This is a genomic window from Mycobacterium asiaticum (assembly GCF_001673365.1).
Taxonomy (GTDB): domain Bacteria; phylum Actinomycetota; class Actinomycetes; order Mycobacteriales; family Mycobacteriaceae; genus Mycobacterium; species Mycobacterium asiaticum_A.
The window spans coordinates 23,259-48,715 of sequence record NZ_LZLS01000138.1; the positions used below are offsets into that span (position 1 = coordinate 23,259).

The 25,457-nt window shown below is 64.6% G+C and carries 22 protein-coding genes and 1 pseudogene; 10 read left to right on the top strand and 13 right to left on the bottom strand.

The annotated features are described in order from the left end of the window. Nucleotides 1-4: 4 nt before the first annotated feature. The 3 genes from A5634_RS14825 (at nt 5) to A5634_RS14835 (ending at nt 2,814) form a co-directional block, all read left to right on the top strand. Complete coding sequence (locus tag A5634_RS14825; protein WP_065144804.1) at nt 5-307, top strand: metal-sensitive transcriptional regulator; 303 nt, start codon at nt 5-7, stop codon at nt 305-307. Between the two features lie 111 nt (nt 308-418). Beyond that, entirely contained in the window at nt 419-1,687 is a 1,269-nt protein-coding gene (locus A5634_RS14830; protein WP_065144805.1) for an MFS transporter, read from the top strand. Nucleotides 1,688-1,818: 131 nt separating this feature from the next. Continuing rightward, complete coding sequence (locus A5634_RS14835) at nt 1,819-2,814, top strand: L,D-transpeptidase (RefSeq protein ID WP_065144806.1); 996 nt, start codon at nt 1,819-1,821, stop codon at nt 2,812-2,814. Between the two features lie 15 nt (nt 2,815-2,829). Here the strand turns inward: A5634_RS14835 and A5634_RS14840 are convergent, their stop codons facing one another. After that, entirely contained in the window at nt 2,830-4,485 is a 1,656-nt protein-coding gene (locus A5634_RS14840) for a hydroxysqualene dehydroxylase (RefSeq protein WP_253861635.1), read from the bottom strand. After that, nucleotides 4,467-4,637, bottom strand: a complete 171-nt coding sequence (locus A5634_RS29455) for a twin-arginine translocation signal domain-containing protein (RefSeq protein ID WP_253861637.1) — start codon at nt 4,635-4,637, stop codon at nt 4,467-4,469. Before A5634_RS29455 ends, A5634_RS14840 begins: the two co-directional genes overlap by 19 nt. Before the next feature lie 180 nt (nt 4,638-4,817). Between A5634_RS29455 and A5634_RS14845 the strand changes: the two genes are divergently transcribed. Together A5634_RS14845 and A5634_RS14850 are read left to right on the top strand one after the other, a co-directional pair. After that, nucleotides 4,818-5,399 carry a TetR/AcrR family transcriptional regulator gene (locus A5634_RS14845; RefSeq protein WP_065144807.1) on the top strand — a complete coding sequence of 194 codons (582 nt, stop codon included), beginning with the start codon at nt 4,818-4,820 and terminating at the stop codon, nt 5,397-5,399. Further along, complete coding sequence (locus A5634_RS14850) at nt 5,389-7,620, top strand: molybdopterin-dependent oxidoreductase (protein ID WP_065144808.1); 2,232 nt, start codon at nt 5,389-5,391, stop codon at nt 7,618-7,620. Before A5634_RS14845 ends, A5634_RS14850 begins: the two co-directional genes overlap by 11 nt. Before the next feature lie 122 nt (nt 7,621-7,742). On the opposite strand, the gene A5634_RS14855 is transcribed toward A5634_RS14850, so the two are convergent. Further along, a complete protein-coding gene (locus tag A5634_RS14855) occupies nt 7,743-9,728 on the bottom strand; it encodes a M13 family metallopeptidase (protein ID WP_065144809.1) in 1,986 nt (661 codons plus the stop codon). Nucleotides 9,729-9,770: 42 nt separating this feature from the next. Here A5634_RS14855 and A5634_RS14860 point away from each other — a divergent pair, with 42 nt between their 5' ends. Together A5634_RS14860 and A5634_RS14865 are read left to right on the top strand one after the other, a co-directional pair. After that, complete coding sequence (locus A5634_RS14860) at nt 9,771-10,436, top strand: hypothetical protein (protein WP_065144810.1); 666 nt, start codon at nt 9,771-9,773, stop codon at nt 10,434-10,436. After that, entirely contained in the window at nt 10,433-11,122 is a 690-nt protein-coding gene (locus A5634_RS14865) for a hypothetical protein (protein ID WP_065144811.1), read from the top strand. Before A5634_RS14860 ends, A5634_RS14865 begins: the two co-directional genes overlap by 4 nt. Here the strand turns inward: A5634_RS14865 and A5634_RS14870 are convergent. The 5 genes from A5634_RS14870 to A5634_RS14890 all read right to left on the bottom strand — a co-directional run bounded on the left by A5634_RS14870 (nt 11,119) and on the right by A5634_RS14890 (nt 15,847). Beyond that, on the bottom strand, nt 11,119-11,646 hold the full coding sequence (locus A5634_RS14870; RefSeq protein ID WP_065144812.1) for a helix-turn-helix domain-containing protein: 528 nt from the start codon (nt 11,644-11,646) through the stop codon (nt 11,119-11,121). The two genes, A5634_RS14865 and A5634_RS14870, sit on opposite strands and share 4 nt — an antisense overlap. After that, nucleotides 11,643-14,630 carry an MMPL family transporter gene (locus A5634_RS14875; protein WP_065144813.1) on the bottom strand — a complete coding sequence of 996 codons (2,988 nt, stop codon included), beginning with the start codon at nt 14,628-14,630 and terminating at the stop codon, nt 11,643-11,645. Before A5634_RS14875 ends, A5634_RS14870 begins: the two co-directional genes overlap by 4 nt. 159 nt (nt 14,631-14,789) lie before the next feature. Next, nucleotides 14,790-15,212 (bottom strand): type II toxin-antitoxin system VapC family toxin, encoded by a 423-nt coding sequence (locus A5634_RS14880; protein WP_065144814.1) that lies wholly within the window; start codon nt 15,210-15,212, stop codon nt 14,790-14,792. After that, a complete protein-coding gene (locus A5634_RS14885; RefSeq protein ID WP_065144815.1) occupies nt 15,209-15,472 on the bottom strand; it encodes a type II toxin-antitoxin system VapB family antitoxin in 264 nt (87 codons plus the stop codon). Before A5634_RS14885 ends, A5634_RS14880 begins: the two co-directional genes overlap by 4 nt. A 147-nt stretch (nt 15,473-15,619) precedes the next feature. Beyond that, nucleotides 15,620-15,847, bottom strand: a complete 228-nt coding sequence (locus tag A5634_RS14890; RefSeq protein WP_081290439.1) for a type II toxin-antitoxin system VapB family antitoxin — start codon at nt 15,845-15,847, stop codon at nt 15,620-15,622. Nucleotides 15,848-15,989: 142 nt separating this feature from the next. On the opposite strand from A5634_RS14890, the gene A5634_RS14895 reads away from it, so the two are divergent. Then, nucleotides 15,990-16,481, top strand: a complete 492-nt coding sequence (locus tag A5634_RS14895; protein WP_065144816.1) for a hemophore — start codon at nt 15,990-15,992, stop codon at nt 16,479-16,481. 100 nt (nt 16,482-16,581) lie between these two features. Here A5634_RS14895 and A5634_RS14900 read toward each other — a convergent pair whose 3' ends face one another. After that, nucleotides 16,582-17,985: a hypothetical protein gene (locus A5634_RS14900; RefSeq protein WP_155769555.1), complete on the bottom strand. Its 1,404-nt coding sequence runs from the start codon at nt 17,983-17,985 to the stop codon at nt 16,582-16,584. Nucleotides 17,986-18,318: 333 nt separating this feature from the next. Between A5634_RS14900 and A5634_RS14910 the strand changes: the two genes are divergently transcribed. Continuing rightward, the gene (locus A5634_RS14910; RefSeq protein ID WP_155769556.1) at nt 18,319-18,825 is read left to right on the top strand and encodes a hypothetical protein; all 507 of its coding nucleotides are present in this window, start codon (nt 18,319-18,321) and stop codon (nt 18,823-18,825) included. Nucleotides 18,826-18,832: 7 nt separating this feature from the next. Here A5634_RS14910 and A5634_RS14915 read toward each other — a convergent pair whose 3' ends face one another. Continuing rightward, on the bottom strand, nt 18,833-19,999 hold the full coding sequence (locus A5634_RS14915) for a TIGR00374 family protein (protein ID WP_065144820.1): 1,167 nt from the start codon (nt 19,997-19,999) through the stop codon (nt 18,833-18,835). 125 nt (nt 20,000-20,124) lie between these two features. Between A5634_RS14915 and A5634_RS14920 the strand changes: the two genes are divergently transcribed. Continuing rightward, complete coding sequence (locus tag A5634_RS14920) at nt 20,125-21,261, top strand: AI-2E family transporter (protein ID WP_065144821.1); 1,137 nt, start codon at nt 20,125-20,127, stop codon at nt 21,259-21,261. A 24-nt stretch (nt 21,262-21,285) separates the two neighbouring features. On the opposite strand, the gene A5634_RS14925 is transcribed toward A5634_RS14920, so the two are convergent. From A5634_RS14925 to A5634_RS14935, 3 genes and pseudogenes are all read right to left on the bottom strand, one after another. After that, nucleotides 21,286-24,165 (bottom strand): MMPL family transporter, encoded by a 2,880-nt coding sequence (locus tag A5634_RS14925; protein ID WP_065144822.1) that lies wholly within the window; start codon nt 24,163-24,165, stop codon nt 21,286-21,288. Between the two features lie 65 nt (nt 24,166-24,230). After that, entirely contained in the window at nt 24,231-24,935 is a 705-nt protein-coding gene (locus A5634_RS14930; RefSeq protein WP_065144823.1) for an NYN domain-containing protein, read from the bottom strand. A 25-nt stretch (nt 24,936-24,960) separates the two neighbouring features. Further along, nucleotides 24,961-25,380, bottom strand: a pseudogene (locus A5634_RS14935) (tRNA (guanosine(46)-N7)-methyltransferase TrmB); the annotation flags it as partial. Between the last annotated feature and the right edge of the window lie 77 nt (nt 25,381-25,457).

Sequence of the window (25,457 nt, forward strand, 5' to 3'; positions counted from 1 at the left end):
GTAGATGACAACACCACACGGGTACACCCAGCAGAAGGACAACTACGCCAAGCGGCTGCGCCGTATCGAAGGCCAGGTGCGCGGCATCGCGCGCATGATCGACGAGGACAAATACTGCATCGACGTCCTCACTCAGATCAGCGCCGTCAACAGCGCGCTGCGGTCGGTGGCGCTGAACCTGCTCGACGAGCACCTGAACCACTGCGTGACCCGTGCCGTTGCCGAAGGTGGACCCGACGGCCCCGAAGAGGCCAATGCCAAGCTAGCCGAGGCTTCCGCGGCTATCGCACGCCTGGTTCGTTCCTAACCGGGCGTGTTGGCCCCGCTATGTGGGGTAAACGCTCAGTCGGTGCGTACGGTTAGGGATGCCTATTCGCGCCAGTAGCTACCCGCGCTGGGCGATTTCGCCACAGACACCATGACTGCCATGACTGCCGAACCCGCAACTGCGCGAACGTGGACGCCACGGATCGCGGTTCAACTGACGGTTCTGTCGGCCGCGGCTTTCATCTATGTCACGGCCGAGTTATTGCCGGTAGGCGCAATGTCGGCGATGGCGCGCAACCTCGATGTGAGCGTCGTTCTGGTGGGGACGTTGCTGTCGTGGTACGCCGCGGTTGCCGCGGTGACGACGGTTCCCCTGGTGCGCTGGACGGCCCACTGGCCGCGGCGGCGGACACTGCTGCTCAGCCTGGTGTGCCTGACCGTCTCGCAGCTGATCTCGGCCCTGGCGCCGAACTTCGCGGTGTTGGCGGCCGGTCGGGTGCTCTGCGCGGTGACGCACGGTCTGCTTTGGTCGGTAATCGCTCCGATCGCCATCCGATTGGTGCCGGCCAGCCACGCCGGCCGCGCGACCATGTCGATCTACGTCGGTACCAGCCTTGCGCTGGTGATCGGCAGTCCGCTGACCGCGGCATTGAGCCTGATGTGGGGATGGCGACTGGCGGCCGTCTGCATCACCGTCGCCGCCGCCGTCATCACCGTCGCAGCCCGTCTGGTGCTGCCCGAGATGACCCTGAGTGCCGATCAGCTGCAATATGTCGGTCGGCAGTCGACGCACCATCGCAATCGGGCGCTGATCATCGTCAGCCTGATCACCATGGTCGGCGTCACGGGGCACTTCGTTTCGTACACCTACATCGTGGTGGTCATCCGTCAGGTGGTGGGCGTGCGGGGCCCCAACGTCGCGTGGGTGCTGGCGGCCTATGGCATCGCCGGCGTGCTCGCGGTCGCGATGGTGGCGCGAGCGCTGGACCGCCGTCCCAAAGGCGCGATCCTGTGCTGCATGGCCGGGCTGACGGCAGCTCTTGCGCTGCTGAGTGCGTTGGCGTTCGGCTGGCACCGCTCCGCGGTGACGGCGCTGGTGGTCGGGACGGGCGCGATCGTGCTGTGGGGGGCCATGGCAACGGCGGTGTCGCCGATGTTGCAGGCCACGGCCATGCGGGCCGGGGCGGACGATCCCGACGGGGCCTCGGGTCTGTACGTCACCGCCTTCCAGGTCGGCATCATGGCCGGGTCACTGGCCGGCGGGCTGTTTTACGAGCGCAGTGTGGCGATGATGCTCACCGCGTCGGCCGGCCTGATGGGGGTTGCGTTGTTGGCGATGGCCGCGACCAGACCGATCGTGGACGCCCGTGCACCTGCCCCCGAATCTGCCCATGCATCAGGAATCTCACAGAACGATTGACATCGCAGGTCAGCGCGGTGAACTGGCGTTCGTAACGGTCGCGTAGAGCTCGCCGAATGGCTAACCAGTGGCGCTGCTGTGCCAGACTGGGGCCAGTTTTGGTCTTAAGAAAGTGACCGGAGGGAAAGAATATGTCGCGCTGGATGGGGGACCGCACGAGGGGCAGCGTCCTGGCCGCACTCAACGCATTCGCGGTGATTGCGGTGGCGGTGCTGGGTGCTGGCCCGGCGCTGGCCGACCCGGACGACGCACCCGGCGACCCCGGCCCGGTGGTCGCACCCGCCGACCCGCCCGCACCCGACCCAATGGCACTGCCGCCGCTTCCCGACCCGTTCGCGGTGCCCCCGGGCGACCCGGCTACGGTGCCGGTCGCATCCGGGCCCGTTGCGGGACAGGACCCCAGCCCGTTCGTCGGCGAGCCGCCGTTCCGCCCGCCCACGTTCAACCCGGTCAACGGCGCGATGGTGGGGGTGGCAAAGCCGATCATCATCAACTTCGCGGTGCCGATCGCCGACCAGGCGATGGCCGAGCGGGCCGTGCACATCTCGTCGATTCCGCCGGTGCCCGGCAAGTTCTACTGGATGACGCCGTCCCAGCTGCGCTGGCGGCCGCTGTCCTTCTGGCCGGCCAACACCGCGGTCAACATCGACGCTGCCGGCACCAAGTCCAGCTTCCGTACCGGCGACGCCCTGGTAGCCACCGCCGACGACGCCACGCACCAGATGACGATCACCCGCAACGGGACCGTCGTGCAGACCTTCCCGATGTCGATGGGCATGGCGTCCGGCGGCCACCAGACCCCGAACGGGACGTACTACGTGCTGGAGAAGATGCCCACGGTGGTGATGGACTCCTCGACCTACGGAGTGCCGGTGAACTCCGCCAACGGCTACAAAGTGACCGTGTCCGATGCCGTGCGGATCGACAACAGCGGCAACTTCGTGCACAGCGCGCCGTGGTCGGTCGGTGACCAGGGCAGGCGCAACGTCAGCCACGGCTGCATCAACCTGGCCCCGGCCAACGCCAAGTGGTTCTTCGACAACTTCGGCAGCGGTGATCCGGTCGTGGTGAAGAACTCCGTCGGCATCTACAACAAGCCGGACGGCGCCTCGGACTGGCAGCTCTAAGACCTCTTCGCGGGGTTACCGGCCGGGCCAGCGCGTGTCCAGGATGTCGAGGATGTTGGGTTTGCCGGCGCGATAGCGTGCCTTGTCCGCAGCCTTGAACGGGCCCCACCACGGCGCCTGGAACAGCGTGACGATCTTGACCAACTGACCTGAGTAGCCCGACGCGTGCAGCACCGCGTTGGCGGCTTCCCGCCCACCCTCGTTTGCACCCTCCATCGTCGTGACGTTCTGGTCGGTCTGTATCCACTCGCCAGCGAGGAATAGGTTGTCGATCCCGGTGCCGGCCGTTGGTCGCCGTCCCCACGAGCCAGGGTCCTGAATGAACAGCGGCTCGTCGTTGCGCACGTTGGCGGTGCCCGAGTCGATGATCGCCGGGTCCAAAAACCACGAATGCAGCATCCCGTCGTCGAGCACATGACCGGTGTCGTTGAGGTGGGCCTTGATCTGTGCCCACGCTTCCTGCGCGATCTCGGTGGGCGTGCACTGCCGCGCACTTTTGCCGTTGAAGTTTCCGGGCGTGCTCCAGTCCGACAGGATCGCGGACAGACAGTCTTTGACGGTGCCGTCGCCGTACGTTGTGAGGCTGCGTTTCCAGAACTGTTCTTCGCTGATCGACGTGATGCCCCAGCCGGAGTCGACGTAGTTGACGTGTCCCTTGGTCACGTCGACGCGCTCCCTGAGATAGAACATCAGTCCGTTCATCCATTCGGTGCGCAGCTGCGCGACGTTGGCCAGGCCGGGGTCGGCGGCGATGACGTCGTCGGTGAGCACGGCGGCGAGCTTCTCGCAGGGGATCGCCGACACGTACCAATCTGCGTTGACGGGCTGCGGAAATCCGTTGCCGTCGACCACCGTTGCGGATGCGATGTGGTGGCCATTCGGTGTGAGACGCGAAAGTGCTTGCCCCACTCTGAATGTCACGCCCATTGAGGTGAGATGATCGACCCAGGGGTCGAGCCACTGAGAACTCGTCGGGCCGTTGAGTACCCGGTCGAAGCCTTTGCAGTCAGTGTCGTTGCCGAACAGCAGGATTGACCAGACCGAAGCCTCGCCCACCAGTCCGATCGAGTGTGCGCTGGCATCCCTGGATTTCGACGCCGCCAAGTTGCGGATGATCCCGTCAGCCAGGTAGCGGTTGTACTCGGCGGACCGCTTGTTCGCGCCGATGTAGTCCTCCCACGTCATGTGGTCCCATTGGCCGAGTTTGCGCTCGGTGCAACTGGTTACGTAGACGGCCAGCTTCTGTGCCGCGTAGGCGGCCTCCCACAGCGGCAGGCGGAACAGGGTCTGCAGGACAGTCGTGACGGACTCGATGAAGACCTTCGGGGTGATTGGGTTGGGAATGGTGGGCAGCGGAAACGGCAACGGAATCGTCAGATCCGCCCGGTTCAAACCGGAATGCAAGTACGAGGTGGCCCGGGTCAAGTTGTTCCAGACGCCGTTTCTGTTGCCGGAGAACGGGATTCGGCGCATCGTGTCGGTGACGTTGCGATAGAACCCGGGAAAGAAGCGGAAGCCGTGTTCGGCCGGCAGTGGCGTTGCGCCCGAGTTCGGCACCGGAATCGACCGCGCCTTGCCGCCGAGCGCTTTGCGTTCGTAGACCGTCACTGTGTAGCCGCGCTCGGCAAGCTCGTGGGCTGCGGTCAGCCCGGCTACACCGGCGCCGAACACCGCGACTGTCTTCCCCGGCGCGCCCGCGCATGAGCTGGGCGGGACAGCGCGGCGGTGCCGGCGGCCATGGTTGCGGCGGTCGCAGTGAGCAGCGACCGACGGGACAGCAGCCGCGACTGTGCCATGTCAGTGTTCGGCGGGGAGCCGGTCACGGCTAATAAGTTAACGGCGATTCCGCGGATTTCAGCGGATTGACACCGGCGTTTCGGACCCTCGGAGCTTGGCGAGCTTTGGCGAGCTTTGGCGAGTAGATGCAAAAGCACCCAGTCGCGGGACGGAATGGGTGCGTTTGCGTCTTCTCGGGCAGAGAAATTATGTATAGCATCATACATATGCGAACCCCGCGCGAGCGAATGGTGATGTCGGCCGCCCTATTGATCAGGGAGCGCGGTGCGCATGCCACCGCGATCTCCGACGTGCTGCAACATAGCGGCGCACCGCGAGGATCGGCCTACCACTACTTCCCGGGCGGACGGACCCAGCTGCTGTGCGAAGCGATCGACTACGCCGGCGAGCACGTCGCCACCGTGATCACCCAAGCCGAAGACAGCCTCGAACTACTGGGCACGTTGATCGAGAAGTACCGCCAGCAGCTGCTCGGCACAGATTTCCGGGCGGGTTGTCCGATCGCGGCCGTCTCGGTGGAAGCGGGCGAACCGGACGACCGCGAGCGGATGGCACCGGTAGTCGAACGGGCAGCCGCGGCGTTCGACAACTGGTCGGAGTTGATCGCCCAACGTCTGATCGCTGACGGAATCTCGGTGGATCGCGCCAAAGAACTGGCGACACTGGCCCTTACCGCGCTCGAAGGCGCGCTGCTATTGGCCCGGGTGCGGCGCGAGTTGACCCCACTGGATGTCGTGCATCGTCAACTGCGCGAGGTGATCGAAAGGAACCTGCCCAATGGCAAATGAGTGGCAGCACACCGCATGCATCCTGTGCGAGTGCAATTGCGGCATCGTCGTGCAAGTCGAAGACCGCAAACTGGCGCGCATCCGAGGCGACAAAGAGCACCCGTGGTCGCAGGGCTACACGTGCAATAAGGCGTTGCGGTTGGACCATTACCAGAACAACCGCGCGCGCCTGACGTCACCGATGCGCCGCCGCCCGGACGGTACGTTCGAGGAGATCGACTGGGACACCGCGATTGTCGAAATAGCCGAAGGCTTCAAGCACATTCGCGACACCTATGGCGGCGACAAGATCTTCTACTACGGCGGCGGGGGGCAGGGCAACCACCTCGGCGGCGCCTACAGTGGCGCCTTCCTGAAAGCGTTGGGCGCCAAGTACCGGTCAAATGCGTTGGCGCAGGAAAAGACCGGTGAGGCTTGGGTCGATGCGCAGCTGTACGGAAGTCATACCCGCGGTGAGTTCGAGCATGCGCAGGTGTCGGTGTTCGTCGGCAAAAACCCTTGGATGTCACAGAGTTTCCCGCGAGCACGGGTGGTGCTCAACGAGATCGCCAAAGACCCAACGCGATCGATGGTCGTGATCGACCCCGTCCTCACCGATACCGCCAAGATGGCCGACTTCCATCTACGGGTCCAGCCCGGGACCGACGCTTGGTGCCTGGCCGCGCTGGCAGCCATCCTGGTCCAGGAAAACCTCTGCAACGAAACATTTCTCGCCGAACACGTGCACGGCGTCGAGCCGGTTCGCGCGCAACTGCGTGATGTTCCCGTCGCGGAGTACGCGCAACGTTGCGGCGTGGACGAGGAGTTGCTGCGCGCGGCGGCACGGCGGATAGCAGGCGCGGACAGCGTCGCCGTATTCGAGGACCTCGGCGTTCAGCAGGGTCCGAACAGCACACTGTGTTCCTACCTGAACAAGCTGCTGTGGATCCTCACCGGCAACTTCGCGAAAAAGGGTGCGCAGCATCTGCATTCGTCGTTCGCGCCGTTGTTCAGCACGGTATCGGGCAAGACGCCGGTCACCGGCGCGCCCATTATCGCGGGACTCATTCCGGCCAACGCCGTACCCGAGGAAATCCTGACCGACCACCCGGACCGGTTCCGGGCCATGATCGTCGAGAGCGGCAACCCCGCCCACTCGCTGGCTGATTCCACGGCCTGCCGCAAGGCATTTCAATCGCTGGAACTCATGGTGGTCGTCGACGTCGCCATGACCGAGACCGCGCGACTCGCCCATTATGTGCTCCCGGCGGCCTCCCAGTTCGAAAAGCCGGAAGCGACATTCTTCAATTTCGAGTTCCCGCACAACGGTTTTCAGCTGCGTCGCCCGCTGCTGTCGCCGCTGCCCGGGACCCTGCCGGAGCCGGAAATCTGGGCTCGGCTGGTGCGGGCACTGCAGGTGATCGACGAAGCGGAGCTACGGCCGCTGCGCGAAGCCGCGCAACAGAGTCGGCAAGCGTTCACCGAGGCGTTTCTCGGAACGGTAGCGGGCAATCCGATCATGTCGAAACTGCTGCCCTATGTGCTTTACGAAACACTCGGGCCCACCCTGCCCGACGGGATGGCCGGTGCTGCGGCGGTATGGGGGCTTGCGCAGAAAACTGCGCTGACCTATCCCGATGCCGTGCGGCGGGCCGGCCACGCGGACGGCAACGCGCTGTTCGATGCGATCCTCGAGGGGCCGTCGGGCGTCACGTTCACCGTGCACAATTACGAGGACGACTTCGCGCTGATCAGCCACTCCGACCACAAGATCGCGCTGGAAATCCCCGAGATGCTGGCTGACCTGAAGGCGCTTGCCGCCACGACGTCTCAGTTGACCACCGCCGAACTGCCGATCGTGCTGTCGGTGGGGGAACGGCGCGCCTATACCGCCAACGACATCTTCCGCGATCCGTCCTGGCGCAAACGCGACACCGATGGGGCGCTTCGCGTGAGCATCGAAGACGCCCAAGCGCTCGGACTTGACCACGGGGGACGGGCCCGGATCATCACAGCGGCCGGTAGTGCGGAAGCGACCGTCGAGATCAACGAGACTATGTTGGCCGGACATGCCTCGCTGCCCAACGGTTTTGGGTTGGATTACATCGGCGAGGACGGCCGTTCGGTAACCCCGGGGGTGGCGCCCAACTCGCTCACCTCGACGAACTGGCGTGATGCCTACGCCGGCACGCCGTGGCACAAGCATGTGCCGGCCCGTATCGAAGCTTGCCGGGCCGGGTGAGGTGCCCTAGCCGGTTCGCGAGTCGACGTCGAGAGTCGACGTCGCGAGTCGAACCTGGCTGCGACTTGAAGCCCGAATTTTCGCGGTGTGGTTCGGCTCGCGGGGGAGAGAGGGGCGGAGAGCTAGTTCCAGATGCGGACGCGGCGTTGGGGTTCCAGGAACAACTGGTCGTCCTCGGAAACCTCGAAAGCCTCGTAGAACGCGTCGACGTTGCGGATCACGCCGTTGCAGCGGAACTCCGGCGGCGAGTGCGGATCAACCGCCAGCCGCCGGATCGCCTCCGCGTCACGGGATTTCGTCCGCCACACCTGAGCCCAGCCGAAGAACACCCGCTGCGTACCGGTCAAGCCGTCGATCACGGGTGCGGGCCGGCCGTTCAGCGACAACTGGTAGGCCAGCAGCGCAATCGATAGCCCACCCAAGTCGCCGATGTTCTCCCCGACGGTGAAGGCGCCGTTCACGTGGTGCCCGTTCTCCAGCCCACGCGGTGTGTATTGCTCGTACTGCTCGATCAACGCCTTGGTGCGGATGCCGAACTCAGTGCGGTCGTCGTCGGTCCACCAATCCACCAGGTTGCCATCGCCGTCGTACTTGGCACCCTGGTCGTCGAAGCCGTGCCCGATCTCGTGCCCGATGACCGCCCCGATACCACCGTAGTTGGCGGCGTCGTCGGCGTCGGCATCGAAGAACGGCGGCTGGAGAATGGCTGCGGGAAAGACGATTTCGTTCATCCCCGGGTTGTAGTAGGCGTTGACGGTCTGTGGCGTCATGAACCACTCGTCGCGGTCCACCGGCCCGCCGAGCTTGGCCAGTTCGCGGTCGTGGTTCACCGCGTACCCGCGCTGGTAGTTGCCGTACAGGTCGTCGCGGTCGACGACCAGCTTCGAGTAGTCCCGCCACGTGACCGGATAGCCGACCTTGGCGGTGAACTTGTCCAGCTTGGTCAGCGCGCGTTCGCGAGTCTGCGGTGTCATCCAGTCCAGGTCGCTGATGCTGATTCGGTACGCCTCACGCAGGTTGTCCACCAGCGTGTCGATGCGAGCCTTGGCGTCCGGTGGAAAGTGCTTGCGCACGTACAGCTTTCCGACCGCATCGCCCATCAAGGTCTCCACCAGTGCGACCGCGCGCTTCCACCGGTCCCGGATCTGCTCGGTGCCGGTGAGCCTGCGGCCGTAGAAGTCGAAGTCCGCCGCGACCAACTCGTCGGTGAGCCAGGGCGACCGAGCCCGGATCAACCGCCAACGCGCCCAACTCTTCCAGTCCTCCAAGTCCTCGCTGCTCCACAGCGCGGCGAAGGTAGTCAAGTAATCCGGCTGTCGCACAACAACTTCCGCGACCTCCGACGGGGTGGTGCCCAAGCCGACGACCCAGTCATCCCAGCCGAAGCCGGCACCCTCGTTCTGCAGTTCGGCGAAGGTGCGCAGGTTGTAGGTGAGATCGGCGTCGCGGCGCTTGACCACATCCCAGTGCGCAGCGGCCAGTTTGCTTTCCAATGCCAGGATCCGGGCTGCCGTGTCCGCGTGATCCTCGGCGGCACCGCCGAAAACCAGGCCGAACATCCGGGCGATGTGGCCCGGGTAGGCGGCCAGCACGGCGGCGTGCTGTTCGTCGCGAAAGTAGGACTCGTCGGGCAACCCGATACCCGACTGGCTGAAGTGCACCAGGTAGCGGCTGGAGTTCTTGGAGTCGGTGTCGACGTAGAGCCCGAAGCCGCCTCCGACCCCGGTGCGCTGCAGGGCCCCGACCACCGCCGCCAGCGCGTTGCGGTCGTTGGCACCGTCGATGACGGCGAGTTCGTCGTGCAGCGGTTGCAGGCCGCGTCGCTCGACGGTGTCCTCGTCGAGGAAGCTGGCGTAGAGGTCTCCGATGCGCTGCTCGTCGGTGCCCGGCGCGGCGCCGGATGCGGCAGCTTCTGCGATCAAGTCGCGCACCTGCTCCTCGGCGCGGTCGAACAAGGTGCGGAAGGCGCCGTCGGTCGCACGGTCGGCGGGGATGTCGTACTCGGTCAGCCAGCGGCCGTTGACGTGGCCGAAAAGGTCGTCCTGCGGGCGCGCGGATGTGTCAACGTAGCTCAGGTCGATCCCCGAGCGGATGGCCTCTACTGTCACCCCGCCATCCTTCCATCTCTTTTCGGGTGCAACGATCGGGCCATGCCTGACCTGGATAAGGACGCTGAGGACCCGAAAGAGGACCTTAAAGACGCCTCAGACGACGTTTCAGACGACCCAGAAGACGACCCAGAAGACGAAGACGACTCGGATGCCGGGATGTTCTCCAACTACGGCATTGCCTCGGCCGTGCTGGGCGTGGTTTCCGTCGTCGCGCTGGTCCTGGGCGCGCTGATCTGGTTGGGGCATCGCGACGACTCCGCCGAGCGCGTCTACCTGTCCCGCGTCATGCAGACCGCCGCCGACTGGACCGGCATCCTGATCAACATGAACACCGGCAACATCGACGCAAGTCTGCAGCGCCTGCACGACGGAACCGTCGGGCAGCTCAACACCGACTTCGAAGCTGCCATCAGCGACTACCGAAAAGTGGTGGAGAAACTGCAGGCCCACAGCACCGGTCAGATCCAGTCGGTGGCCATCGACACCGTGCACCGCGACCTGGACTCCAACCCGGCAGCCCCGCGTCCGGTCGTGACGACCAAACTGCCGCCGTTCGCCACCCGCACCGACTCGGTGATGCTGGTCGCGACGTCGATCAGCGAGAACGCCGGAGCCAAGCCGCAGATCGTGCATTGGAGCCTGCGCCTGGACGTCTCCCAGGTGGACGAAAAGCTGTTGATCTCCAAGTTGGAGTCGATCCGATGAGGAACGCGTGGCGGCTCGCGGTCTTCGACATCCTGGCACCGCTGGCGGCGCTGACCGCGCTGTCGGGCATCGGTGCGGTGTTGGCGTGGCCGCGGTGGTGGGTTGCGGTCGGTACGGCGCTGGCGTTGCTGATCGTGCAAGGGGTCGCGGTCAACTTCTGGCTGCTGCGCCGGGATGCGGTGACGGTCGGGACCGACGACGACGCACCCGGGCTGAGGTTGGCCGTGGCGTTTCTGGCCGCGGCGGCCCTGTGCGCGGCGACGCTGACCGGTTACACGCACTGGACGTCCAAAGACAACGACTTCAAAAAGGACTCAGCCGCAGTGACCCGCGTCGCGACCGGTCTGGCGGAAGCGGTCGCGTCGTTTTCCCCGACCGCGCCGGCGGCCTCCGTCGACCGGGCAGCCGGGATGATGGTGCCCGACCGGGCCGGCAAGTTCAAAGAAGAATTCGCCAAATCCACCGCCGAATTGGTGCAGCAGAAGGTGTCCATCGAGGCCGCCACGCTGGCGGCCGGCGTCGAGGCGATCGGACCGACCGCGGCCAGCGTCGCGGTGATCCTGCGGGTAACCAAGAACGCGCCCGGTCAACCCCCGAGTAAGGGCAATCCGGCGTTGCGGGTGACGCTGACCAAAAGCGGCAACGACTGGTTGGTTTCAGACTTCACGCCAATCGGCGCTCGTTAGTCGGAATTGGGCGATCGCTCGTTCTTCACCCGGACGAACCGGTCGGAAAGTCTGCGCATCCGGATCATCAGAGCAGCCGACGGACTGACGCTGCCGTCCAGATACGCGGCTAGGTCCTCGGCGGTCACGCCGATGCGCGACGCGAACTCCAGCTGCGCCAGCCCGGACCGGTCCATGAGGAGCTGCACGTGGCGGGCCACCTCGGCGCGCTCATTGGCCTCGAGGTGGGTGCGGGCGCGCTCGAGCACCTCCCAGAGCGCCTTGGCGATGCCGGCCGGCCGAGTGCCGCGCAGAATCTCTTCCACCTGGCGCGCGGTACGCCCGTAGGGGTCGCGCTTCAGCGCGGCTGCGATGCGCTTCCAAGTGTCGATGTCGCCACCCTGCAGCGCCGAGTGAATGGCGGCGGTAGACCAGAATTCGACCGGCTGGTCGGTGTCGGGGGGCCGGACCGCGGCGGGTCCCCGGACACGCGCCGGTGCCGGCGACGGGGGCGCGGATCTTCGCTGGTCGGCTGCCAACGTCACCTCGCCTCCTCCAACATCGCAACGGCCACGGACAGGCACCGCTGCCTGACCTCCTCCCAGTCTGCCCTCCAGTCTGCCCGGGCATCGGGTTCGGGCCGCTCCTCGTCGAGGTCGGACGGATCTGGATCCGCCAGCCGGCGCACCAGCTGGGTAGCCATCCACTGCCGTCGCGACGCGGCGCCGGGAGGCTGACAAGAGTAGTACCTGTCCATCCCGGCCAGCACCATCGCGGCGGTCTCCGCATCCATGACGTCGAGCATGTCAGCAAATTCGGCGTAATCGCGGCTGCTGTTACGGCTCATGATCAGGTATCCCTTGAGACGCAGCGTTTCGGCGCCGGTCGGGATAAGCAGCCGGTCGCCGGTGGGGAGTTGCACATTGGTGGTCTCCACCGGGCTGCGTCGCCGAAATTCGCCGCGGCTGGCTTTGGCGCCCCGGCCGTCCAAAGCGTCCAAAGCGACCGAGAGCCGTCCGCGCCACAGCGTGACCGGATGGACCGGGCGGTCGGTCCACGCCATCGCTTTGGCGATGTTGCTCAGCCGACCGCTCCGATAGGCCAAGCCGACCCTGCCGACCGGGCCGGTGGCCAGCGCCACGGTGTCGGCGTCGTCGACGTCGGCCGCCGGTTGGGGCTCGTGGTCGGCATTTTTTCGTCCGCAGCCGGCGAAGGCGAACGGGTCCGCCACGCAAATGGCATCGGGCGCAAGGTGTTTGAGCTTGGCTGCCGATTTGATCACCATGCGCAGATCCGCGCTCGGCGCGATCGCCGCGGTGATGTCCTCGGGGATGACGACGACGCCACCCAGGTCGACGTCGGGCAGCGGGCGGTCGAAGTCGACCGAAGGCAGGATCCGGCCCAACCAGCCGGGCAGCCACCAGTTCCACTTGGCGAACATCGCCATCAGCGCCGGCACCAGCACCAGCCGGACCACCGTGGCGTCGACGGCGATCGCGACCGCGCAGGCCACACCGATCTCGGCGACCAACGGCATGCCCGCGAAGGCGAACCCGCAGAACACCGCGATCATGATCAGGGCGGCGCTGGTGATGGTGCGCGCGCTGGTGCTCACGCCGTAGGCCACCGCGTCGCGGGTATGGCCCGTCTGCAGGAAGCGCTCGCGGATGCGGGTGAGCAGGAAGATTTCGTAGTCCATCGACAACCCGAACGTCATCGCCAGAACCAGCGGCGGCACGGTGCTGTCGATGGAACTCAGGTGCGGGAATCCGAGCGCTTCGCCCCAGCCCCACTGAAAGATCATCACCAGGCTTCCGTACGCGGCCGCCACCGACAGCAGCGTCATCAATACACCCTTGAGCGCCAGCAGCACCGAGTGCACCGAGATCAACAGCATCAGGAAGGCGATCAGCGCGACGAAGCCCAGCACCAACGGCTGGGTTTGGGCGACGCGGTCGTCGAAGTCCTTGATCAGCGCGGTAGAGCCGCCGACGGCTACTCGTGCGTCGCCAGCGGTCCGAGGCAGCTGGCTGCGCATCCAGTCGACGGTCTGCCGGGCGCGCAGATCCTCGGGATCGACCGACAGCACCGCGCTGAGCACGGCGCTCCTGCCGTCGGCCGCGTACTGCGGCGGCCGCACCGAGGCGACGTTGGGCCCGTCGGCCATTTGCTGGCGCAGCGTGCTGAGCAATTGCGCCCGGACCGGAACGGCGTCTTGTCCCTGCGGCCAGTCGGCAAAGGTGACCAGAACCTGCACGGGTCCCAGCGCACCAGGCCCGAGAGCCTGAGACGCGGCCGCCACTCCGGAGCGGATCTCGTGGGAGGAGTCGAACTGGCGCAGCAAGCTATTGCCCAGCACCATCGAAAGCGCCGGTGCCGCCATCAGCAGCAGTACCGCCGAGGCGGCCAGCGCCGACATCCACGGCCGGCGCATCACCCAGGTGACCCAGCGCGTCCAAAATCGCGACACCGTGCTTTCCGGCCGTCGCGACCAGTGCAGCAGCGCCGACCGTTTGGCCGCCGCCCGGGAGAAGCTGGCCAGCAGCGCCGGGGTCAGGGTTGCCGATGTCAGCATGGCCACCGCGACGGCCAGAATCGCGCCGGTGGCCATCGACCGCAGGGCGGGGGTGTTGATCAGGTAGATGCCGGTGAGCGAGGCGATCACCGTCATGCCCGACAGCACCACCGCGAGCCCGGAGGTGGCCATCGCCGCGTCCACGGCTTCCTGCGGTTGCCGGCCGGTGCGCAGTTCCTCCCGGTAGCGCATCAAAATGAACAGCGAATAGTCGACCGCCAGTGCGATGCCGAACATGGACACCGTCGAGGTGACGAACACCGACATGGTGATGTGCATGGACAGCAGATAGACCAGTCCCATCGTCACCACGACGGTGCAGATGCCCAAGGCCAGCGGGATCGCGGCGGCAGCCAGCGAACCGAACACCGCCAACAGCACGATCAGAATGATCGGCAGGTTCCATTCCTCGGCTTTGGCGATGTCGTGCTTGGTGTTGGCCGCTGCGGCCGCGGACAGCGCTCCCTGCCCGATGACATAGAGGCGCACGCGCTCGTTGCTGGTTTGTCCGGATTGGTCGTCCTTGACGCCGATGCGTTCGCGCAGCTTCTTGGCGACGTCGCTGGTGCCGGGATGGTGCGCGTCGAGTTGCAGCGTCAGCACGTAGGGCTGGTCAGGCCGCGGCGGCCGTTGAGTGGGATTGGGCACCACCGAGACGCCGGGGAACTCACCGGCGATGCCTTTGAGTTCGAGGACCGCGTCGTTGATGTCCTGATAGGTGGCGTCCGCGCGGGGGGTCGCGACCAGCGCCAACGGCGAGACGCCCAAGTCGGGGTACTGCGCGACGAGTTGATCGTGCACGGCCAGCGATTGCGAACCGGCAACCTCGAACCCGCCGCCGGTGAGATTTTCCGACTGCGTCAACGCCAGATACACCGCCGGGATCAGTGCCAGCAACCAGCCGGTAAAGACAAACCAGCGGAATCTGCGCAGGTTGCGGCTTAGCCGCATCATGAACTGCTGGATCTTCTATCTCCCCGTATTTTCTTGCGCCAGCCCGCGAGCCTACCGGAGCACTTTGTGTCTCAAGCTTGCTTATCGGTTCCTGAGCTGGGAGAACACCCGTTCCGGTGGATTGTTGTTAACTCGTGATTTGGACGCAGGGTGACGGAGTTATCCAGGTCGTGCCGGCCAGCGTCCCAACACTCCTCCGTCGAACTCGAGGTCAGTCCGAGTGAAATGGTCGCCGATGGCCACGAGCGGTTCATTGCCGACGCGGGCCGCGGCGTAGGTCATGCAGTCACCGAAGTTAAGGCCTGCGGGGTGACGGCCCTTGCCGAAGCGGGTGAAGGCGTGCATGGCAGCGATAGCGTAATCGGCGGCGTACGGGATGATCCCGATGTTGAACTCGGCACGGATGCGCTCGTAGATGGTGCGGCCCTGGGGACCGAAGCGGCTCGTGAGGACGATGAGGCACTCGGTGGCGGTAGGCGCGGCTACCCTTGGTTGCCGGTCGCTCAGCAGTGTCGCCGCAATTTGCGGCGCCTGCTGTTCATTTCGGGCGAGTGCGACGATGGCCGAGATATCGACGATCACTCGTTGAACCCATCCTCGTTGTATCCGAGGATTTCTTCGCGGTCGCGTTTGGTGATTGGGACGGAATTGGCTGTGAGGGGCCATATTTCGGTGCGAAGTACATCAAGCGCTTGGTTTAGACGATCTTGATTCCGGGTTTCCAGCAGCGCGAGTTGCGCGCGCAGAGCCTGCCGGATTGCCGCGGTTTTGTTGAGGTTGAGCCGTTCGGCGAGTTCGGAGGCAAGGCGCTCGGTCTCGGGATCTTTGATATTCAACGCCACGTATGTAGATTACACCGTTGGAAGGTGGAATCTACCACCGTATTCGATGCCAGGCACGACCACCCTTTCGTGTCGCTGGCGATGCGATCTGAACAGCTCGCGAACGATTCAGAGGTAGAGAGAATCCATACCGAAGTCGACGATCGTTTACGGCTGATCTGTCGGCGCCGTACCTGAGTCCGAAAGCGATTCGATCTCGTCATTGGTGAAATCGAAACCGGTGCCTTGCAGCGCCAGCGCCTCGGTACGGTCTAGCGGTTCACCCACGAGCCTGCGCAGGGCGAAGTCAACGACGCTCTGCGTGGAATCCAGTCCGTACATTCGCTGCGCCGCGGCGACCAGTTGTTCGTCTATCTCGATGCTGGTGCGCGACATGCCACCACAATGCACCACTCGTGCGTGGGGAAGCTTCCCACCGTCGCCCCCGCGCGATTGGCGGCGTATCCGCCGCAGATGGCAGGATGGTTGAGGCCGCGGGTCGGGGGACATCACGCGGCGAATCACTGAGGAGTTACCCATGCAAGCAAGCACGCGCCGCGGGCTTTTCGCAGTTCTGATCGCCGCCGGCCTCTCCGGCGCGGGCAGCGCGTTCGTCGCCGCCCCAGCAGCGACGGGCGCGACGGACCCATGCGCAGCCAGCGAGGTAGCCCGCACGGTGGGCTCGGTGGCCAAGGCGATGGGCGACTACCTGGACTCGCACCCGGAAACCAACCAGGTGATGACGTCGGCGTTGCAGCAGCAGCCCGGTCCGCAGTCGCTGGGCTCGGTAAAGACCTACCTGGAAGCCAACCCGAAGGTGGCGCTGGACCTGCAAGGTCTGGCCAACCCGCTGAACAAGCTGGGCACGCAGTGCAAGCTGCCGATCTCGCTGCCACAGGCGCTCAGCATGGTGCAGGCAGCCCAAGGCGGCGCATTGCCCAGCCTGCCGACCGGCGGGCTGCCCGGGACGCAACCGGGGCCCGGGGCGCTTCCCGCACCATTGCCGGGTCCGCAGCCCAATCGTGGTTAGTCGGTGCGGTTACCTGTCATGTGGACGCTGCTGCGTCTGGCCATCTTCGATTGCTAGCAAGCACGATTCTTGGTTATGGACACCTTTGGTGTAGCCGTCATCACGGCAACCAATTGCAAACTGTCCACCAGCATCGTCTAGCGCGGCATATATTTTTGTTTACGGTATCCCTGTTCATCCAAAATGGAATACGGTAGGCGTTTCGGCTGGCAGCCACCGACCGACTGAGCCCTAGCAAAATTACGGATGGGTAGAAGCCACCGAGAAACATCGTTGAGTATGTGCGAATGTCGAAACGTAACGGCTTTTGCATTAGAAGCGCGGCGAAGATTGTTCCTGCTATAGATAGGAGCACAATACTGTACGTGGTTGCTGTAAGGCGCCCTTCTTTAAACCTGTCGCTCTCTTCAGTAAAGCTGGAGGTAGCGTCGACACCGGGTCTTGTCGGCCATTTCCTGTAGGTCTCCTCTCCAACGTCATTAATCAGACGATACAGGGCATGAATGCCAATAATTACCGCTGAAATGACAAAGATCCCGATAGCGATCTTGGTGCAGTCGGAGGCGTGACAATTGCTCCCGAAGTTTGTCAAGCAAGGGTCAGCGTACCCAGCGAGCCACGCCGCGACTGTTACTGCGAAGATTATCAAACCTGTGTCGAGCATCCGCTGAAATCCTGATGTCTGCGTCGTAACCTTTTCGGATTCTGCATTGCGCGCCTGCTGAGATGTTATCGATCTTCGGGCATCCAACGTCCTGAGCACGATGATGTAAAGCGATCGAAAAATGACATACAAGCCGATTAGACTAACAACAAAAATCAGTCGCCTGCGCAGTACGGGATCATCGGTAAAGGCTTTTATGTAGGCGCGATTTGCGCAAATAAGCAGAGCCGCCGCTGTTGGGATCGCAGCGCAGAATAACCAGCCATTCAGCGAGATCAGCAGGATGCTCCTGCTTCTAATGGCGTTCTTGAACTTTTCAGGACTCGAATATGCACCGGGCTTCTTAAGATCTGCGTTGGGGTCTAGCCCGAGCTCTTGAGCTTCGCGCTCGACAGTGCGATATTCGGCACGCTTCAATAAAAGTGTAGCTCTAAAATCCTCAATATAACTAACAAGGGTCCATCCCAGGCCGCAGAGAAGAACTGCTCCCCCGATCAGCAGCATCGCGATTGCTATAAGACTTTGGCTCCATATCTGTGCACATCTGTCGCTCTGTACATGCGTTTCCGCATCCGATATAAATTGCATTACTACGTTCGGCGTCTTAATCTCCGTGACTTCTTCAGCTGTGCCCGCGATGGCACTAAACAGGTAACTGGAGAGAGCGAGGGCCGGTACACCGGACGCAAATAGTGCCAACGTATTCGGCACGTATCGACCCGCTGACGCAAACAGGATTGCCGCTGAGGCAATGACGAACCCGGCGAGAACTCCGGCCAGAACAGAAAAATCTTCGGCGGCGTGGACTATGTCCCACCCAACCCACGTCGAACACGACATTAAGCGAGTGTGCATGACACGTTCGAGTGCCTGAAGACGAATCGCCGTGAGTACGCGAGTTCAGTCGGTGGCGGCAGCACGGGCCGCCTGAAGCGTCGCGAGCCGAACCACACAGCCAAAACGCGCCGCCAAAACCGCAGCCCGGTTCGGCTCGCGGCCCGAGGCGCTTCCCGCACCATTGCCAGGGCCGCTGCAGCCCAAGACCTAGTCACCGAAGCCACCCCGAAGCAAACCGGACTCTTTTGCTGGCGCTGTCAGCGGCGCATACTGTGAACCATCGGAATCGTTGCCGCACTGGACTTCACGGCCTCCGGCGTGGGGTAGGAGCCGGACATGTCTGTTTGCATCGCCAAGTTGATCACCATCGCCGCCTGCTGTACCTGCACCGCTTTGGGTTCGGCTGGCATTTGCGCCGCAGCGCCCTCGGGCAAGCTGATGGACATGTTGCCGCAGGGCTTTTCCACGGCCAACTGCAAAGAGGTCGACCCCACGCCGCCAGCTCTGGAACGAGTGATGTGCGAGAAAAGCAGCGACCCCAACGGACCCTCCCACGCTGTGTTCCTGCTGTATGCGAACAACGATGACCTGGCGGCAGCTCTGCAGGGTGTCGGCTCGAGCGGATACACGGTGGTCTCGTCCTGCCCGGGCGGCCAAGCCTCCCCTGAGAAGTGGAGCTACGGCAATTCCGGACAGACAGCCGGCCAGGTTGAGTGCGCAACGTCCGTCGAGAACGTCGCCACGGTCATTTGGACGGACAACACCAAACTGAGGCTTGGCGTCGTCGAGGGCAACGGCAAAGACATCGCGGGCCTCTACAACTGGTGGAGCGCAAAGTCCTGAGCCAGCCTCAGCCGTCGGGACCCGGCTGCAGCGAGTTCTCGGTCGGATCGGCGAACGCTTTCAGGTTCGCCACGCGTAGTTCCGGATCGGTGGGCGGGTCGTCGGAATCCGCGTCGGAGCTGTTCTCGCGGCGGAACATGAAAAAGAACACCACCCAGCCGATCGCCGCGATGAACAGCCAGCTGATCAGCCGGTAAATCAGCATCGCCGAGATCGCGTTGGGCAGCGCCATGCCCGACGACACCAGCCCCGGCACCAGCACGGCCTCCACCACCAGCAGCCCGCCCGGCATGAGTGGAATGGTTCCCACTGCCCGCGCGGCCGCATAGGCGACCGTCAAACCGGCGATCGAGGCGTGATCACCCGCGGCGTAGGCGGCAAACGCCAGGCAGGCCACGTCGGCAACCCAGTTGAACAGCGACCAACTGAACGCCACCCCGAGATCGCGGCGGCTCAGGCTCACCGACTCCAGTTGCATGAGGATCTCGCGCCACTTCTCCAGCCCCGTGTCGGCCGGTTTGCCGCGAAAAGAATTGACCCAGTGCAAGACCTTGCTGCCGATCCCTTCGATCAGCTCGGGCCGCGATGCCACCGCCTGCGCCAGCAGGAGCAGCGCGACGAACCCGCCCAGGGTGAACAGCAGCGAGAACGGGTTGTTCTTCGCCCCCAGCAAGAACGCGCCGCCCAACCCGAGCACGGCCAGCCCAACCGCCTGCAGCGCACCCGACATGACCAGCTGCCACGACGCCACCACCGTCGAGGCACCCCAGATGCGTTGCTGCCGCAGCAGGAACGTCGCCGATATCACCGGCCCGCCGGGCAGCGTCGTGCTCAGGGAGTTGGCGGCGTAGAACGCCGCCTCCGAGCGCAATTGCTTGACGTGCACACCCGCGGAGCTCAGGAGCGTTCGCTGGATCTGGGCGAAGCTGTGCATCGACGCCGCCGCGGCAGCCATCGCGGCGACCAACCACCACCACTTGGCCTCGTACAAACTCATCCAGGCCTTGGCCAGTTGGTCGCGCACCAACACCAATTCGACGCCGAGCACGACCACGACGACGGCCACCACCAACCGACGCAGCCACCAGTGTTTGCCGCGGGCGGGCGCATCGCGCTTGCCGGGCCCTGTGCCCAAGCGGCCCACAAGCTTGCGGGCGGCGGCGTCGGACGACATCGCATTAGGGTAGCTGTGCCGATGGCCGCGGCATCGGTGCACGTCGCTGACGTGTCGGGGTCGTAACCTGATCGTGCCGACCGTGTTTGCGGGAGATAGCTCTGCCGCCCAGTTAGGCTTGCCGAATGTCGGCAACCTTGGACGACGATGCGGTAAGCCCTCTGGTCCGCAAGGCCGCGGCATGGTCGTGGCGGTTGTTGGTCATCGTCGGCGCCGCGGTCGCGGTGCTGTGGGTGGTCGACAAGCTCGAAGTGATTGTCGTGCCAGTGTTGCTGGCGCTGATGCTCAGCGCGTTGCTGGTTCCGGCGGTCGACTGGCTGGACAAGCGCGGCCTGCCGCGCGGCGCCGCCGTTACGGCGGTCCTGCTGGCTGGCTTCGCGATCCTGGGCGGCATCCTGGCGTTCGTCGTCACACAGTTCATGGAGGGTTTGCCGGGCCTGGTCAAGCAGGTCGAGCGCAGCATCGACTCCAGCCGTAGGTGGCTGATCGAGGGCCCGGCGCACGTGCGTCGCGAGCAGATCGACAACGCGGGCAACGCCGCCATCGAAGCGCTGCGCAACAACCAGTCGAAGTTGACCAGCGGCGCGCTGTCCACCGCCGCCACCGTCACCGAACTGGTCACCGCGGCGGTATTGGTGCTGTTCACGCTGATTTTCTTCCTCTACGGCGGCCGCAACATCTGGCAGTACGTCCAGAAGATCTTCCCGGCCCACGTCCGCGAGCGAGTCCACAACGCCGGTCATGCCGGATACGGCGCGCTGACCGGGTACATTCGTGCGACCTTCCTGGTCGCCCTGACCGACGCGGCCGGGGTAGGGGCCGGGTTGGCGATCATGGGCGTCCCACTCGCGCTGCCGTTGGCATCGATCGTTTTCCTCGGCGCTTTCGTGCCGCTGATCGGTGCCCTGGTTTCGGGACTGCTGGCTGTGGTGGTGGCATTGCTGGCCAAAGGCCTGCTCTATGCGCTGCTGACACTGGGTTTGCTGATCGTGGTGAACCAACTCGAGGCGCATGTGCTGCAGCCGCTGGTGATGGGTCGCGCGGTATCCATTCACCCGCTGGCGGTGGTGCTGGCCATTTCCACCGGCGGCGTGCTGGCGGGCATCGTCGGTGCGCTGCTGGCCGTCCCCACTGTCGCGTTCCTCAACAATGCGTTGCAGGTGCTGCTGGCTCCCGATCCTGAGGAAGAGGTCGAACAGCAGGAAGACAGTGACGAGGTGTCGGCGATCGTCGAGGCGAAGCCGGACAAGCCCGACGGCTAGTCCCAGCCTCGTCGCGAGGGTGCGTTAGAGGCGACCCTCGCGACGCAGCAGATCCTGGGCGCTGACCCCGCCGCCGCCTCCACGACGGCGACGTCCGGTGTCGGCGCCGTTCTCGTCCTGTATGCCGCGTGCGTTCAGCTTCTCGGTGGCCGTCTCGGAGTCGTCACCTTCGGCGCGCTGGACCGGCAGGGCCGCCGTTTTGTCGGCCGGGTCGCCAGCCGGTTCCGGTGGACGTCGTCCGCCCGCGGCAGGCATCTTGTTGGTCTCGTCGGCAGACGGTGCCGGCGGTTTGGCGGCCGGGGCTTTCGGCGGCGGTACGCGCGTCGGCGGCTGCGTCGTTGCCTTCGACGGGTTCTTCGACGAGCCCGACCCCTTCGCGGGTGGCTTTGCCGGGATCTGGACGGGGCCGTTGCGGGTCGGTGCCGATAAACGCGTCGTCGGCGCCTCCTCCGCGTTGGGTTGGCTCCGAACCGGGTTTACCGGCGCCGGTCCCAGCTCCGGACGGGTTGGCCGGGTCAGTGCCGCCGGATGCGTCGGGTCGTGCGGAGGGCGCGGACCAGTGGGCGCACCCGCGGCCACCAGACCAGCGGTCACAGGCGGCCGTACCGTGCTCGCGGGCCGCTTACGCTCGTCGGGCAGCTGGATCTCGCCCAGTCCGATGCGATTCTGCAGGCGCCTCATCCAGCGCGGTGCCCACCAGCAGTCGTCACCGAGGAGTTTCATCACCGACGGCACCAGGAACATTCGGACCACGGTCGCGTCCAGCAACAGCGCCGCCATCAGACCGAACGCCAGGTACTTCATCATCACCAGGTCGGAGAACACGAACGAACCGGCGACCACGGCAAGGACCAGCGCGGCAGCGGTGATCAACCGCCCGGTTGTTGCGGTACCGATCCGGATCGCTTCCTGGGTGGACATGCCGTTTTCACGCGCTTCGACCATGCGGGAGACCAGGAAGACCTCGTAGTCGGTAGCCAAGCCGTAGCCGACCGCGACGACCAGCGCGATGATCACCACCATCAACGGCGTCGGCGTGAAATTCAGCAACCCGGCGCCGTGTCCGTCGATGAATATCCAGGTCAAGATGCCCATGGTGGACCCGAGCGTCAGCACGCTCATGACCGCCGCCTTGATCGGCAACACCACCGAGCCGAACGCCAGGAACATCAACAGCATGGTTGTGCTGATCAGGACCAGCACCATCAACGGCGCCCGGTCGACCAGGCTGTGAATCGAGTCCTGCTCTAACGCCGGCGTGCCGCCGACGGATATCTCAATGCCCTTGGGTGGCGTGATCGACCGCAGCTCCTCGAGTTTTTTCGCCGAGTCTGCCGGGTTGATCAGGCCGTTCTGCAGCACCCGCACCGACTGATCCTTCGATCCGCCCGGCGCGTGGCTACGTTCCTGCCACATATTGGCCGGGTCGTTGTCCTGCTCGATGAACCCGGTGATCGTCATGGCCTTCGCGCGGATATCGGCAACCTGCTGATCAGTGACCGGCTGGTGGTTCGTCGACTGGATCACCAGGGTCAGCGGATTGGTGCGATAGCCGGGAAAGAGCGTGTCGAAGTGCTCCTGGGACTGGCGTGCCGCGTTGTTGGGCGGTAGATACTTCTCGCTCATGCCGCCCAGCGACATGTTGCCCAGCGGGATGATCAGCAGGATCATGCCGATGATGATCGGGATGGCGAACGCCAGCGGGCGCTTCATCACGAAGTTCGTCAGCTTGCCCCAGAAACCGGCCTCGACCTCTTCGCGGGTCTTGGTCTTCTGCAGGCGGTCGGCCAACCAGTTCAGGTAGGCCCGCGACACCTTCCAGTTACGCAGGAACGGCACCCGGAACGCGGTCCGGACACCGAGTGCGTCGACGTGCTTGCCCAGGACGCCCAGGCAGGCCGGCAGCAAGGTGATGGACAGGATCGCGGCCAACGTAACCGCGGTGATCAGCGCGTACGTCAGCGACTTGACGAAGCCCTGCGGCAACAACAACAGGCTAGCGCCGGAAGCCGCGATCAAAACCGCCGAGAACACCACCGTGCGACCAGCCGTCATCACCGTGCGGCGAACCGCGGCCTCGGTGTCATAGCCCTCGGCAATCTCTTCTCGGAACCGGCTCACGACGAATAGCCCGTAGTCCACCGCGATACCGAGACCGATCAGCGAGACGACCGGTTGGGCGAAGAAATGCACCGGTCCGAACATCGCAATCAATCGCAGGATGCCCAGCGAGCCGGCAATGCTCAGACCGCCGACCATCACGGGCAGGCAGGCCGCGACCGCACCACCGAACACCAGGAACAGCACGACGGCCACCAGCGGCAGCGCCAGCACCTCCATGCGTCGCTGGTCGGTGGCGATGGTGCCGGTCAACGCGCTGGCAATCGGTTGCAGACCGGCGAGTTGGACGGTGCCGCCGTCGAGCTTCTGCAGCGCGGGTTCGATGTCCTTGTAGTTGGTCAGGATGGTGTCGTCGTCGTCGCCCTTGAGCGGGATCGACACGAAGGTGTAGCGCTTGTCGTCGGTGGCCATGCCCTTGATCAGCGGGCTGGTGCTGTCCGGCGCGCGCAGATACCCGGCCCAGCCGAGCACCTCATCGGGGTGATCGGCGACGAATTTGTTGAGCTCGTCGGTGATCTTTTTCGACCACGCCGCGTCGGTGACGGTCTTGCCGTCCGGCGCCTTGAAAATGGCGACGACGTGACCGGTACGGTCACGGCCGTAAACCTGGTCGCCGAGAACGGACGCCTTGACTGACTGGCTGCCGTCGTCATAGAAACCACTCTGGGTGACATGCTTGCCGAGGCTGAGCCCGAAAACGCCGCCGATCAAACAGAGAGCCACCGTGACACCAATCACGATGTACCGCAATCGGTACACAGTTCGACCCCACCAGGCGAACACGTAAGCTCCTTACTGGATCGCTAGCGACCCGCGCAATCCTCTTCTTTTTTCAAGCACGTCGGTCGTCATACACGCGAGGTCAACAGCGCGGACAGCGGCCGGAACGGCTGCAGCCAAGCTCCCTGGTCGGGTAGCGAATCGAGGCCGATCCGCGGCAGTGGCTCCCGGAAAACACCCGCGATGTCTTCCAGGTCGACGAACTCCAAGGTATCCGACGCTAGCGCCCAACTAGCGTGTTCACGAAATCCAAGCACCTGAACAGGGGTTCCAGCGCGGGCCACCTCCTCCAGCGGTTGACGGAACGCCTGGCCGTCGGCGGACGCCACCACCAGGCCCGCGAGACCCTCGCGGTGCCGCAGTTCGATGTGGTCGAGCATGTCGCGGTCGACGTCGCTGTCCTCGTCGACCTTGGGTTTGGCGAAGACGGCAAATCCCACGTTGCGCAGCGCGTCCACCCACGGCCGGACCACTTCGGCGCTGCCGGGCGCGATGTTGGTGAAGACGGTAGCCTCGGGCTCCACTGTCACGCCCGGCCGTCCGGATGCGACCTCGGCGGTGCGAGCGAGCAGCCAGCGGCCCAGCGCGTCGAACCTGGGTCTTTCCAACCCCGTCGGCCGTCGGCCCAGGATGGATCCGAGCCCCATGTCGAGGTTCGGCGCATCCCATACCAACAGCACGCGGTTAACCGACTTGTCGAACGTCGCCAGGCCGTCCTCGGCGAGATCGCCGGCCAACTGGCCGGTCACAGCCACGTCTTCGGTGAGGCTCATCCGTTCATCTGATTCCGGTTCGGTGTCACTGATTCTCGTTTCCAGGCGAACCTTCTCGTTTCCAGACGAACTCGGTGACGGTGCTGCCCGCTGCTTGAGCCTTCGTTTCGTATTTGGTGATGGGACGACTGACCGAGATCGGAAGCGATTCGGAGCCGGGTTCGACGCGGACGAGTCGCGGTTCGGCTTGTTCGATTCCGCGGCCGACCTCCGCGATGTGCTCGGCATAGCCGGGATGGTCGGTTGCAGCGTGCAACACACCTCCGGGGAGTAGCCGATCGGCGATCAGGGAAACCGTGCCTGGCTGGATAAGTCGCCGCTTGTGGTGGCGTGCCTTGGGCCACGGGTCGGGAAAGAACACCCGCACACCAGTCAACGAGGCCGGGCCGATCAGATCTCTGAGCACATCGACGCCGTTGCCGCGGATCAGGCGGATGTTGGTGACCTGCGCGTAGATCTTTTAGTCGGCTTCGAGATTTTCAAGTCGGCCCGATGGCACAAGCCATCGGATAGCGGAATAAT

Coding starts and splice junctions, on each gene's coding strand:
- A5634_RS14825 (WP_065144804.1), top strand. CDS start 5: ATGACAACACCACACGGGTACACCCAGCAGAAGGACAACTACGCCAAG.
- A5634_RS14830 (WP_065144805.1), top strand. CDS start 419: ATGACTGCCATGACTGCCGAACCCGCAACTGCGCGAACGTGGACGCCA.
- A5634_RS14835 (WP_065144806.1), top strand. CDS start 1,819: ATGTCGCGCTGGATGGGGGACCGCACGAGGGGCAGCGTCCTGGCCGCA.
- A5634_RS14845 (WP_065144807.1), top strand. CDS start 4,818: ATGCGAACCCCGCGCGAGCGAATGGTGATGTCGGCCGCCCTATTGATC.
- A5634_RS14850 (WP_065144808.1), top strand. CDS start 5,389: ATGGCAAATGAGTGGCAGCACACCGCATGCATCCTGTGCGAGTGCAAT.
- A5634_RS14860 (WP_065144810.1), top strand. CDS start 9,771: ATGCCTGACCTGGATAAGGACGCTGAGGACCCGAAAGAGGACCTTAAA.
- A5634_RS14865 (WP_065144811.1), top strand. CDS start 10,433: ATGAGGAACGCGTGGCGGCTCGCGGTCTTCGACATCCTGGCACCGCTG.
- A5634_RS14875 (WP_065144813.1), bottom strand. CDS start 14,630: ATGATGCGGCTAAGCCGCAACCTGCGCAGATTCCGCTGGTTTGTCTTT.
- A5634_RS14890 (WP_081290439.1), bottom strand. CDS start 15,847: ATGTCGCGCACCAGCATCGAGATAGACGAACAACTGGTCGCCGCGGCG.
- A5634_RS14895 (WP_065144816.1), top strand. CDS start 15,990: ATGCAAGCAAGCACGCGCCGCGGGCTTTTCGCAGTTCTGATCGCCGCC.
- A5634_RS14900 (WP_155769555.1), bottom strand. CDS start 17,985: ATGTCGTGTTCGACGTGGGTTGGGTGGGACATAGTCCACGCCGCCGAA.
- A5634_RS14910 (WP_155769556.1), top strand. CDS start 18,319: ATGTCTGTTTGCATCGCCAAGTTGATCACCATCGCCGCCTGCTGTACC.
- A5634_RS14915 (WP_065144820.1), bottom strand. CDS start 19,999: ATGTCGTCCGACGCCGCCGCCCGCAAGCTTGTGGGCCGCTTGGGCACA.
- A5634_RS14920 (WP_065144821.1), top strand. CDS start 20,125: ATGTCGGCAACCTTGGACGACGATGCGGTAAGCCCTCTGGTCCGCAAG.
- A5634_RS14930 (WP_065144823.1), bottom strand. CDS start 24,935: ATGAGCCTCACCGAAGACGTGGCTGTGACCGGCCAGTTGGCCGGCGAT.